Source organism: Tepidiphilus sp. J10, assembly GCF_006980785.1.
GTDB lineage: Bacteria > Pseudomonadota > Gammaproteobacteria > Burkholderiales > Rhodocyclaceae > Tepidiphilus > Tepidiphilus olei.
Window position 1 is genome coordinate 621,237 of the sequence record NZ_SBHP01000001.1, and the last position, 11,740, is coordinate 632,976.

At 64.0% G+C, this 11,740-nt stretch carries 13 protein-coding genes; 1 reads left to right on the plus strand and 12 read right to left on the minus strand.

Features of this window, described 5'->3' with window-relative positions:
• Positions 1-23: 23 nt before the first annotated feature.
• From atpA to EPD81_RS03080, 6 genes are all read right to left on the minus strand, one after another.
• Complete coding sequence (atpA, locus tag EPD81_RS03055) at positions 24-1,562, minus strand: F0F1 ATP synthase subunit alpha (protein ID WP_142803932.1); 1,539 nt, start codon at positions 1,560-1,562, stop codon at positions 24-26.
• Positions 1,563-1,572: 10 nt separating this feature from the next.
• Complete coding sequence (locus tag EPD81_RS03060; RefSeq protein WP_142803933.1) at positions 1,573-2,115, minus strand: F0F1 ATP synthase subunit delta; 543 nt, start codon at positions 2,113-2,115, stop codon at positions 1,573-1,575.
• Between the two features lie 3 nt (positions 2,116-2,118).
• The gene (locus tag EPD81_RS03065) at positions 2,119-2,592 is read right to left on the minus strand and encodes a F0F1 ATP synthase subunit B (RefSeq protein ID WP_028875395.1); all 474 of its coding nucleotides are present in this window, start codon (positions 2,590-2,592) and stop codon (positions 2,119-2,121) included.
• A 49-nt stretch (positions 2,593-2,641) separates the two neighbouring features.
• The gene (gene atpE / locus EPD81_RS03070) at positions 2,642-2,887 is read right to left on the minus strand and encodes a F0F1 ATP synthase subunit C (protein WP_142803934.1); all 246 of its coding nucleotides are present in this window, start codon (positions 2,885-2,887) and stop codon (positions 2,642-2,644) included.
• 101 nt (positions 2,888-2,988) lie between these two features.
• Entirely contained in the window at positions 2,989-3,840 is an 852-nt protein-coding gene (gene atpB, locus EPD81_RS03075) for a F0F1 ATP synthase subunit A (RefSeq protein WP_142803935.1), read from the minus strand.
• Between the two features lie 9 nt (positions 3,841-3,849).
• A complete protein-coding gene (locus tag EPD81_RS03080) occupies positions 3,850-4,206 on the minus strand; it encodes an ATP synthase subunit I (protein WP_169115470.1) in 357 nt (118 codons plus the stop codon).
• Between the two features lie 147 nt (positions 4,207-4,353).
• On the opposite strand from EPD81_RS03080, the gene EPD81_RS03085 reads away from it, so the two are divergent.
• Positions 4,354-4,794: a PaaI family thioesterase gene (locus EPD81_RS03085; protein ID WP_142803937.1), complete on the plus strand. Its 441-nt coding sequence runs from the start codon at positions 4,354-4,356 to the stop codon at positions 4,792-4,794.
• A gap of 34 nt (positions 4,795-4,828) precedes the next feature.
• Here EPD81_RS03085 and EPD81_RS03090 read toward each other — a convergent pair whose 3' ends face one another.
• The 6 genes from EPD81_RS03090 to EPD81_RS03115 are packed head-to-tail and all read right to left on the minus strand — an operon-like array spanning position 4,829 to position 11,707.
• Positions 4,829-5,650, minus strand: coding sequence for an ABC transporter ATP-binding protein (locus EPD81_RS03090; RefSeq protein WP_142803938.1), 822 nt, complete (start codon positions 5,648-5,650; stop codon positions 4,829-4,831).
• Positions 5,651-5,697: 47 nt separating this feature from the next.
• Entirely contained in the window at positions 5,698-6,948 is a 1,251-nt protein-coding gene (locus tag EPD81_RS03095; protein ID WP_142803939.1) for an ABC transporter substrate-binding protein, read from the minus strand.
• 41 nt (positions 6,949-6,989) lie between these two features.
• A complete protein-coding gene (locus EPD81_RS03100) occupies positions 6,990-8,063 on the minus strand; it encodes a branched-chain amino acid ABC transporter permease (RefSeq protein ID WP_142803940.1) in 1,074 nt (357 codons plus the stop codon).
• A gap of 3 nt (positions 8,064-8,066) precedes the next feature.
• A complete protein-coding gene (locus EPD81_RS03105; RefSeq protein ID WP_142803941.1) occupies positions 8,067-8,954 on the minus strand; it encodes a branched-chain amino acid ABC transporter permease in 888 nt (295 codons plus the stop codon).
• 1 nt (position 8,955) lies between these two features.
• Entirely contained in the window at positions 8,956-10,920 is a 1,965-nt protein-coding gene (locus tag EPD81_RS03110; RefSeq protein WP_142803942.1) for a long-chain fatty acid--CoA ligase, read from the minus strand.
• Entirely contained in the window at positions 10,910-11,707 is a 798-nt protein-coding gene (locus EPD81_RS03115) for an ABC transporter ATP-binding protein (RefSeq protein WP_142803943.1), read from the minus strand. The genes EPD81_RS03110 and EPD81_RS03115 overlap by 11 nt, the downstream gene beginning before the upstream one ends.
• Between the last annotated feature and the right edge of the window lie 33 nt (positions 11,708-11,740).

Here is an 11,740-nt window from a genome sequence, read left to right on the forward strand (position 1 = left end):
TCCTAGTGCCGTGGCCCGTGCGCTCAGACCCAGGATTTCTTGAACGCGGCGATCGCATCCTTGAGACGCGCTTCGTCCTCCGCGGAAAGCTCGCCCGTCTTCAGAATGCGCTCGATCACTTCGGGCAGCTGCTGCGCCACGTACTGGTGCATGTCATGCTCGCACGCCAGCACTTTTTCCACGGGAACGTCATCGAAGTAGCCGTTGTTGACCGCCAGCAGCGACACCGCCATCTGCGCGATGTTCATCGGCGAGTATTGCGGCTGTTTCAGCAGTTCCGTGACGCGGCGGCCGCGCTCGAGCTGCTTGCGGGTGGCCTCGTCGAGATCGGATGCGAACTGGGCGAACGCCGCCAGCTCTCGATACTGCGCGAGGTCGGTCCGGATCCCACCCGAGAGCTTTTTGATGACCTTGGTCTGGGCCGCACCCCCCACCCGCGACACCGAGATGCCGGGGTTGACCGCCGGACGGATGCCGGCGTTGAAGAGATCGGTTTCGAGGAAGATCTGACCGTCGGTGATCGAGATCACGTTGGTCGGCACGAAGGCGGAAACGTCACCGGCCTGCGTCTCGATGATCGGCAGTGCCGTGAGCGAGCCGGTTTTGCCCTTGACCTCACCCTTGGTGAAGTTTTCGACGTACTGCTCGTTGACCCGAGCAGCGCGCTCCAGCAGCCGCGAATGCAGGTAGAACACGTCCCCCGGATAAGCTTCCCGCCCCGGCGGACGACGCAGCAGGAGCGAAATCTGACGATAGGCCCAAGCCTGTTTCGTCAGGTCGTCGTAAATGATGAGGGCATCCAGACCGCGGTCGCGGAAGTATTCACCCATGGTGCAGCCGGCGTAGGCAGCCAGATACTGCATGGCAGCTGAATCGGAAGCCGAGGCGGCCACCACGGTGGTGTACTCCATCGCACCGTGTTCTTCGAGCTTGCGCACCACGTTGGCAATCGTCGAGGCTTTCTGCCCGATCGCCACGTAGATGCAGTACATGTTCTGGCCTTTCTGGTTGATGATCGTGTCGACGGCCACTGCAGTCTTACCGGTTTGGCGGTCGCCGATGATCAGCTCGCGCTGGCCACGGCCGATCGGGATCATCGTATCGACGGCCTTGAGGCCCGTCTGCACCGGCTGGGACACCGATTTACGCCAGATGACGCCAGGGGCGACTTTCTCGATCTTGTCGGTGAGTTTGGCCTCGATCGGACCCTTGCCGTCGATCGGCTGACCCAGCGCATTGACTACGCGTCCGAGCAGTTCGGGACCGACCGGCACTTCGAGGATGCGGCCGGTGGCCTTGACCGTATCGCCTTCGGAGATATGCTCGTAGTCGCCGAGCACCACCGCACCGACCGAATCACGCTCCAGGTTGAGCGCGAGTCCGTAGGTATTGCCGGGAAACTCCAGCATTTCGCCCTGCATCGCGTCGGCCAGACCGTGGATACGGCAGATGCCGTCGGCGATCGACACCACGGTGCCCTCGTTGCGGGCCTGGGCGGACAGCTGCAGGTTCTGGATCCGGCTCTTGATCAGGTCGCTGATTTCAGAGGGATTGAGTTGCATCGAATGACTCCTAGATTTTGAGCGCAGCGGCCAGGTTCGCGAGCTTGCCACGTACGGAAGCGTCGATCACTTCGTCGCCCACCTGCACCCGCACCCCTCCGATCAGCTCCGGATCGACGGTGATTTCGAGTTGCAGTTTTTTCTTGAAATGGGCTTCCAGGTCTTGCCTGAGACGTTCCCGAGTCGCCTCGTCGAGCGCAAACGCGCTCGTGACCTTGGCGACGGCGACGCCTTCGTGATCGTTCTTCCGGGCGACGAACAGCGCATGGATCTCCGGTAACAGCAAGACACGGTCGTTCTTTACCAACATCTGCACGAAATTCCGCACCGCTTCGGGCAGTTGCTGGTCGACTCCGGCGAGATCCAGGAGCAGACCCGCCTTGCTTTCATCGTCGACCTTGGGATCGAGCAGGACGCTACGCACCTCGTCGAGGGTGACGAGGGCGGCGAGCCGCTCCAGCGCTTGCGACCAGGCCTCCAGCGCACCGGCCCCCAGCGCCAGCGAGAACGCGGCCTCCGCATAGGGGCGAGCGATGGTGACTTTTTCGGCCATGGCTTAGACGAGTTCCTGTTTGAGGTTGGCCAAGAGCTCGGCGTGAGCCTTGGCGTCGATCTCGCGGCGCAGGATACGTTCGGCGCCGGCGACGGCGAGCCGGGCAACTTCCTCGCGCAGATCGTCTTTGATCCGCTCGACGGCGGCGCGCGCCTCCTGCTCGGCCGCTTCGCGCGCCTGAGCGATGAGACGGGCCGCTTCCGCCCGGGCTTCTTCCATCAGCTTGGCGATCTGCTTGTCGGCGGCCGCGCGCAGCTGGGCCGCCTCCTCGCGCGCCTTGCGCAGTTCTTCGACGGCTTTCTTCTCGGCGAGCGCCAGATCCGCCTTCGCCTTGTCGGCCGCCGCCAGCCCCTCCGCGATCTTGGCCGAACGCTCGTCGAGCGCCTTGACGATCGGCGGCCACACGTATTTCATCGTGAACCAGCCGAGGATGAAGAACACCACCAGCTGGGCGATGAGGGTTGCGTTCAAATTCACGACGTCTGCCCCCTATGAAAAAACGGATGGGCGTTCACGACTCCGAGGATCAGAGCTGGAACGGGTTGGCGAACGCGAACATCATCGCGATACCGACGCCGATCAGGAACGCCGCGTCGATCAGACCGGCGAGCAGGAACATCTTGGTTTGCAGCGCGTTCATCAGCTCGGGCTGACGGGCGGAGGCTTCGAGGTATTTCGACCCCATGATGGCGATACCGATACAGGCGCCGATGGCCCCAAGACCGACGATGAGACCAGCGGCGAGCGCGACGAGACCCAGAACGTTTTCCATGACGACTCCTAGTGGTTGATGACGAAAAAAGAAAAGCAAGATTTTACAACGTTTACGCGCGACTGCCGGCAGCGAAACGCGATCCCGCCACCGGCCTCGGCTCAATGCCCCTCGTGGGCTTGTCCCACATAGACCAGCGTCAGCATCATGAAGATGAACGCCTGCAAGGTGATGATCAGAATGTGAAAGATGGCCCACGCCGTACCGGCCAGGACATGGCCGACGAAACCGAGCACGGTGGCGGTACCACCGAGCAGCGCAATCAGAATGAAGATGAGCTCACCGGCGTACATGTTGCCGAAGAGTCGCAGCCCGTGCGAGAGCGTTTTCGCAAGGAACTCGATGATCTGCATGAGAAAGTTGATCGGGTAGAGCAGCGGATGGCTGCCGAAGGGCGCAGTGAAGAGCTCGTGCAACCACCCCCCGAACCCCTTGATTTTGACGTTGTAATAGATGCAGATGAGCAGAACCCCGATGGACATACCCAGAGTGGCATTGATGTCCGCCGTGGCCACCACGCGGAGATAAGCGTGGTGCGGATCACCCCCGGCAGCCACATAAATACCTTCCCAGATACGGGGCAATAGGTCGACCGGCACCAGATCCATCGCGTTCATGAAAAAAATCCAGATGAACACGGTCAGCCCGAGAGGCGCGACGAACTTGCGCGATTCGGCGCTGTGAATCACCCCCTTGGCCTGATCGGCAACCATCTCGACCAGGATCTCGACCGCCGCCTGAAAGCGCGTCGGCACGCCGGATGTGGCTTTTCTCGCCGCCCGATACAGGAGGTAGACCGTCAGCCATCCCAGCAGAACCGAAAAAAAGAGCGTATCGAGATTGATCACCGAAAAGTCGACGATGTCTTTCTGCGGCCCACCCAGGGTATTCAAGTGGGTCAAGTGATGGACGACATATTCGGACGCCGTTGGCCCCTGTGCGCTTGCAGTCATGCTTTTCCCTCAGATTTTGCGTAAAAATCCAGCAACCGCCACGTTCGCATAGAGCGCCACGATCAAGCCCGCGAGCAGCGCCGGCCAGCTCTCCACGGCCCCCTGTCGCACGAACGCGAACAGCAACAGCACGATGGCGGCGATCTTCAAAAACTCACCGGCCAAGAATCCGACTGCCGAGGGTGAGCCCAAGCATGCGCGCAACGTCAGATAAGCGGCGAACGCGGCATTGGGGATACACACCGAGAGCGCTCCGATCGCCGCCGATCGACCCACCGCCTCCCCGGCCACGGCCCAAGCCGCCAGCACGACGAGCAGCCCGACAACCAACTGCCATGCCGCGAGGCGCATCAAACCCGTGCCCACAGCGGCCACCCCCTGCGAAAAATCCCGTGGATTCTAAAGCACATCGAGCGCTGCTGTCAAACTTCGTTACACCATTCGCCCGTTTCGATCGAATCCGCTTTTCCCTCGATTAAAATCACGGTTCGATTTCCTGTCCAGGAGAAATTCATGCCTTTCACTGCCGTCGATCCCGACTACGTGGCCCGCGTGCGCGATAGTTTCTCCCGCCAGCGCGTGATGCAGACCCTTGGCGCCGAGATCACCCGGGTCGAACCGGGCGAAGTGGAGATCGTTCTGCCCTTTCGCGCCGATCTGACGCAGCAGCACGGCTTCCTGCACGCCGGGGTCGTCATCACCGTCCTCGACAGCGCGCTCGGCTATGCCGCCTATTCGCTCATGCCTCCCGGCCATGCGGTGCTCTCGGTGGAAATCAAGACCAACCTGCTCGCCCCCGCCAAGGGCGATCGCCTGGTGGCGGTGGGGCGCGTGGTGCGTGCCGGACGCACCCTCACGGTGTGTCTGGGCGAAGGCTGGATGGAACGCGCGGACGGGCGCGAGCAGGTGGCGTTGATGACGGCCACCATGATCGGCTTGCCCGATCGGGAGTAATGGGCGCAGCCGCGGCGGCCGCGCCCTCGCCACTTCAAGCGAGCCAGCGCTTGCGCCGGCGGTAGTGCTTGACGTTGTGGTAATCGACGGCGTGACTGCCCCCCAGGTAAAAATCTTGGATATCGGGGTTTTGCCGTAGCACCTCGGCAGGACCGTCCATCACGATGCGCCCCTGGTCGACGACGTAAGCATACTGCACCACGTTCAGGGCCGCCACGGCGTTCTGCTCCACGAGGAGGACGCTCATGCGCTCTTTCTCGTTGATCGCGCGGATGATGCCGAAAATCTCCTTGACGAGCAAGGGCGAGAGCCCCAGGCTCGGCTCGTCGAGCATCAGCAGTTTCGGCTCGGTCATGAGCGCACGCCCGATGGCGAGCATCTGCTGCTCGCCACCGGAGAGGTAGCCCGCCTTCGACTTCGCCCGCTCGACCAGGCGCGGGAAGTAACCATAGACCATGTCTCGCAGCTGCAGGTAGCGGCGCTGGTCGCGCCCCCGGTAGGCGGCGATGAGGTTTTCCTCCGGCGTGAGATGCCCGAAGACGCGCCGCCCCTCGAGCACGTGGGCGATACCCAGGTGCACGCGCTGCGGCGCGGGCATCGTGCCCAGATCGCGACCGGCGAACTCGATGTGCCCGCGGGTCACCTCGCCCCGCTCGGGCGCGAGCAGACCGCTCACCGATTTCAGCGTGGTGCTCTTGCCGGCGCCATTCGCGCCGAGCAAGGCCACCATGTCCCCCTCGCGGATCTCGAGCGAGATCCCCTTGATCGCCAGGAATACCTTGTCGTAGACCACCTCGACGTTGGATAGCCGCAGCAGCACGGGGGCCGTGCCGCGCGTATCGCCCGTTTGGCTCATGCTCGCTCCCTGTACGGCGCCGGGGACATCCCCGGCGCCGCCTCCCCTCATTTCGCCTGGCTGAACTTCGCCGCGCTCGCGCGGGCTTCTTCCCACACCACGTCCTGATAGGCCGCAGCCCAATCGCTCACGGGAACCCAGGCTTTGCCGTCCCACTGCGACACGCGCGCCTGACCGCCACCCTGGTGATCTTGCGGCGTGATCGTCACGGGTGGCATGAAGCCTTGGGTGTCGAGATTGTTCACCATCTCCAACCCTGCCTTGAGTTTTTCGGCGGTGAGCGGCGGACCGAGTTTTTCCAGGGCGAGTTTGGCCCCTTCGGTCGCGATCACCATGTCGGCCACGCCGTAGTTGTAGTAGGTGTTACCCACTCGCGCTTCTGGCCCGGCGCCCTTGCCGGTCTTGTAGACCTTGTCGAGGATGCGCTGGATGATGGGATGATCGCGGCCGGGCTGCACCACTTCGACGCGCTTGATGCCGATGGCCGTGCTCTCGCCGATGTTCTTCATGTCGGTCTCGGTGAGCCAGACCACCGACAGGATCTTCGCCGGATCGATGCCGTTGCGCACTGCTTCGCGCACCGACACCATCTGCGAGTTGCCCGCTCCCCAGATCAGCACGAAGTCGGGACGATACCGTCGAACGTCCGACCATACCGCCGATTGCTCATTACCCGGGCTCGGATAAGCGAACGTGCGCAACTCGAAGGACTTCTGCTCCGCGAGCTTTTGCAAGATGGGCAAAGGCTCACGCCCGAAGGGAGTATCGATGTGCACGTGCGCGATTTTCTTGCCCTTGAGCCCCCCTTGGGTGTCCTCGACGTACTTGAGCAGACGCGTCGCCTGCGACCAGTAAGTGGCCATCATGGGGAAGACGTAGGGGAAGGCCTCGCCCACCATGGCGTCACCTCGCCCGTGCAGCGGCGTACCCAGTACCACCTTGTCCTGCAACGCCCGCGGTACGACGGCGTTGGCCACCGGCGTGCTCAGGAACATGAAGTAGATCGCGCCTTCCTCGCGCGCGCGGTTGTAGAGCTCCAGGCCGCGCTGCGGCTCGTTGCCGTGGTCGCGCACGATGGCCTCGAACTTCTGCCCCTTGATGCCACCCTCCTCGTTGATCAGCGTGAGGTAGTCGCGCTGCCCCTGGCTGAACTCGTCGGCCACGAAGGTGTAGACCTTGGTGAAGTCGTGGAACAGGCCGAACTTCACCGTCTCCTGCGCCTGCAGTGCTGGCGCGCCGGCCAATACAGCCGTGGCGAATAGCGCCCCCAGCATGCCTTTCTTGAACGTCGTTTCCATTACGTCTCCTCCTTGTCGTGATGAACCACCTGAAATTTCCATCAGCGGCGCGAGTGCTTGAACGGCCACACGAGAAAGTAATTGCGGATGTTGTCGTAGAGCTTCGCCAGCCCCAACGGTTCGGCGAGCAGAAAGCCGATGATGAGCGCGCCGTAGATCATGAGCGGCAGGTGCGCGAGCAGGTTTGCCGACACCGACAGCCAGCCGGCATCCGACAGCGCCGCGATGCCGTTGGAGAGGATCATCGGCGTGAGTAGCACGAAGGCCGCACCGAGATAGGCGCCGATCACACTGCCCAGGCCGCCGACGAGCACCATGGCCACGAGCTGGGTCGAGACGTTGAAACCGAATTGCTCCGGCGTCACGGCCCGGTAAAAGCAGAAGGCCAGCACGGCCCCGCTCATGCCGCCGAAAAACGAGCTGGTGAAGAACGCGAGCAGCTTGTATTTGAAGGGGCTCACGCCGATCACCGAGGCGGCGTAATCCTTGTCACGGATGGCCACCAGTGCCCGTCCAAAACTGGTGCGCTTGGTGTTGAGCAGGAAAAGCGTCATGAACACCGCCCAGAAGAAGGCGAAGTAGTACCGAGTGAGTCCATCGGACAAGGAGAAAAAGAGCACGCGGGCTTCGGGCGCCTGTAGCGTGGCGTGCGCCCCGCCCGAGATCGCCGGAACGTTCACGATGACCCAGTCGACGAGGTACTGCATGGCGAGCGTGGCCATCACGAGGTAGAGCCCCTTGACGCGCAGGGCTGCCGCCCCAAACAGACAACCGATCACCGCCGCGACGAGCCCCGCCCCGATGAAGGCGAGTTCGAAGGGCACTCCCAGGCGCACGAGGTGGATCGCCGAATAGGCTCCGATGGCCATCACCGCGGCGTAGCCGAAGTGCAGCTGCCCGGCGACCCCCATGAGGAGCGTCAGCGACAGAACGGCCGCGCTCCAGATGAGCCAGGGCAGGAGGTAGTTTTGCAGGTAGAGCTCGGAGAGCCACAGGGGGGCGCTGAGCGCGAGCAGGAAGAGCACCGCCACCAGCCGCCGGTCGGCAGGAATGGGCCACAGCCGACGCGTGTCTTCGTAGCGGGTATGGTGGACGCCGGAGAGACGGTAGAACATGGATCAGACCCTCTCGATGTCTTCGCGACCGAACATGCCGTAGGGCCGGAAGAGGATGGTGAGCACGATCAGCAGGGAAGTAACGACGTCGCGCGTGCCGCCGCCGACGATGGGGTCGAGATAGCCCGGGATCACCGAGCCGAGCACGCCTACCACCAGCCCGCCGACGAATACCCCGATGAGGCTGTCGATACCGCCCAGGATCACCACGGCGATGGCGGGAAAGAGCAACGCAGACAAGGTCCAGTCCACCCCCTGCACCGAGCCCCAGATGGTACCGGCCCCCACGGCGGCCACGCCGGCGATGCCCCAGGAGATGCCGATCGCGCGCTCCACCGAGATACCCACGGCCCAGCTGGCGACGTGATCGTCCGAGACAGCGCGCAGCTTGGTGCCGAGCCGCGTGCGGAAAAAGAGCATGGCGGCGGCGATGAGTACCATGGCGCCGATCGCCCCGACGAGGTAGGCGCGGTTGACGAAGACGTCGGCCACGATGATGGGCGCAAGACCGATGCCCAGGTCGAGCCGTTTGGGCGCCGCACCCAGCAGTCCGGGCACGAAACCCCGCAGGAAGATGTCCAGCCCGAGCGTAAGCATGACGATCATGATGACCGGCTGCCCCACCATGCGGCGCAGCAGCCAGCGCTCGGTGGCCAGACCGAAGAGGAACATGCCCACCACCGCGAGCGCGACCGCCAGCCACAGCGGCCAGGAAAGGAGGCTCACCACGGCCCAGACGAGGTAGCCCGAGAGCATCACCATCGCGCCCTGCGCCAGGTTGGGCACGCCGCTCGCCTTGTAGATCAGGGTGATGCCCAGCGCCACGAGGCTGTACATGAGCCCGGTGCTCAGGCCATTGACGAAGAGTTCGGCCAGAAACAAGAAGTCCATCTCACTCTCCCTGCGGCGGGGCGACGTCGTACAGCCGCAAGCGGCGGGCGATGACGCCGGTCTCGCCGGTTTCGTAGGTGATCGTCGCTTGGAAGTCGATCTCGCGACGCGCCGGGTCGTAGAGCGCCTCGAGGATGGGCGCATAGCGCTCGTAGATCACCTTGCGACGCAGCTTGCGCGTGCGCGTAACTTCGCCGTCGTCCGGGTCGAAGGGCTTGTGCAAATTGACGAAACGGCGGATGCGCAGCCCCGAAGGCAGCACATCGTTGACGTGCGCGATGACGCCAGCGACCAAATCGTAGACTTCGGGCTTCTGCGACAGGTCGGCATAGGAGGTGTAAGGCACGCCGTGTTCCTCCGCCCAGTGCCCCACCGCCTCGAGGTCGATACAGACGATGGCGGAAAGGAAGGGACGGTTCTCGCCGATGACGCAGACGTCCTTGACGTACTGGCTGAACTTGATGCGGTTCTCGACGTAGGTGGCGACGTAGCGCTCGCCGGCGGCGGTGTAGGCCACTTCCGACAAGCGTCCGAGCACGACGAGCGAGCCATCTTCTTCGAAGTAGCCGGCATCGCCCGTGTGCAGCCAGCCGTCTTCCAGGGCCTCTTCGCTCGCCTTGGGATTGTCGTAGTAACCGTCGAAGACGTTGTCGCCGCGCACGAGGATCTCGCCGCTGTCGGCGATCTTCACCTCCACGCCGGGGAAGGGGCGTCCGACGGTGTGCAGCTTGACATCGTCGGCCGACTGGGCGGCGCACAGGGCACAGTTCTCGGTCTGACCGTAGAACTGGCGCAGCGGCACGCCGAGGGCGCGCAGGAAGAGGAAGTCGTCCTCGCCGATCGCCTCGCCGGCGGTGTAGGCGCGCCGTACGCGGGCAAGCCCCAGCTGGTCCTTGATCGGACCATAGATCATCCACTCGCCCAGCGCCCGCCACAGCCGTGCACCGAGCGAGGGCGGGTCGCCGGCCAGGCGCCGCCGCTCGAGCTCGATGGCGAAGGCCATGAAATGCTCGTAGAGTCGGCGCTTGAGCGGGGTGGATTCGTCCATGCCCACCTGGATGCGGGTGATCATGCCGGCCCAGGCACGCGGCGAAGAAAAGAAGACGGTGGGGGCGATCTCGCGCAGGTCGCGGATCACCGTTTCCTGTCGCTCGGGGATGTTCACCGCGAAACGCAGGGCGAAGGCCGCCCCGACGGAGAAGATGTAATCGCCCACCCACGCCATGGGCAGATAGGCGACGTGCACGTCGCCATTCTGGAAGTAACCCGCCTGCGCAGCATTGCGTACCGCCGAGAGCACGTGGCCGTGCTTGAGGGGCACCCCCTTGGGCGTGCCGGTAGTGCCGGATGAATGCAGTAGCACGGCGACGTCGTAGGGCGAAGGGCGTTCGAGTAGGGCCTGGCGCAGCATGGGGTCGGCGGCGAGCCGCTCGCGCCCGCGCGCGACGACCTCGGCGAAGGCGACGAAACGCTCGGGCATCTTGCCCGCCAGACCGCGGGGGTCGTCGTAGACGATGAGCCGGTAGCGTTCGCCGTGCTCCTTTTCCAGCTGCAGCAGCTTGTCGACCTGCTCCTGGTCTTCGACGACGGCACAGCGCACGTCTTCGCGCTCGGCGAGCAGTGCGATCTCCTCGGGCGTGGCGTCGGGATAGGCGGGCGAGGCGATGGCGCGCAAGGCCCCCAACGCGACCATGGCGAAATAGAGCGCCGGCCGGTTGTCGCCGATGATCTGCACCACCTCGAAGGGACGCACGCCAAGGGATTCGAGGCCGGCGGCGAAGGCAAACACCGTGTCGTGATAATCCTGCCAGGTGTATTCGCGCCAGATGCCGCGGTCGCGTTCGCGCATGGCGATCTCGGCCGGATGGCTCGAGGCGTTGGCGGCGAGCAGCGCGAGCAGGTGATCCCCTTTACGCCAGTCGTGGGGACGCCAGGGCAGGGCTCGAGGCAGATCGTCAGGCCGCATCGCTCGCTCCGATGTAGGCGGCCACGACGGCCGGGTCGTTGATGGTCTCGCGCGGGGGCCCTTCGGCGATCTTCACGCCGTCGTTGAACACCGCCACGCGGTGGCAGATCGAGGTGACCACGTCCATGTGGTGTTCGATCATGAGAATGGTGAGGCCGAGATCCTCGTGCGCATCCAGGATGAAGCGCACCATGTACTCTTTCTCTTCCTGGTTCATGCCGGCCATGGGCTCGTCGAGCACCAGCAGCCGCGGCTCGGCGGCCAGCGCCCGAGCGAGCTCGACGCGCTTTTGCAGGCCCAGGGGGATGACGTCGACGGGCTCGTCGCGCACGTCCTCGAGCTGCAGGAGGTCGATGACGTCCTCGACCTTGGCGCGGTGTGCCACCTCCTCTTTCTTCGCCCACCACCAGTAGCCGAGCGTGGCGAGCGCGCTCGGGCGCATGTGGATGTGACGCCCCACGAGGATGTTGTCGAGCACGGTGAGGCCGCGAAAGAGCGCGACGTTCTGGAAGGTGCGCGCCACGCCCTTTTGCGCGATGCGATAGGGAGGCTGCCCGTTGATCTGCTCGTCGAACAGGAACACCCGCCCTTTCTGGGGCGGGTAAAACCCGGTGACGGTATTGACGAGGGTGGTCTTGCCGGAGCCGTTCGGCCCCACCAACCCGAAGATTTCGCCCTGGAAGATCGCCAGATCGGGACCCTTGAGCGCATGCAGGCCGCCGAACCAGCGATTGACGTTTTCACAGCGCAGCGCAACCCTGCGCGCGGCTTCGGCCGTCGTCGCCACTCCTCCCTCCTTTTACTGCATCGCAATATCGAA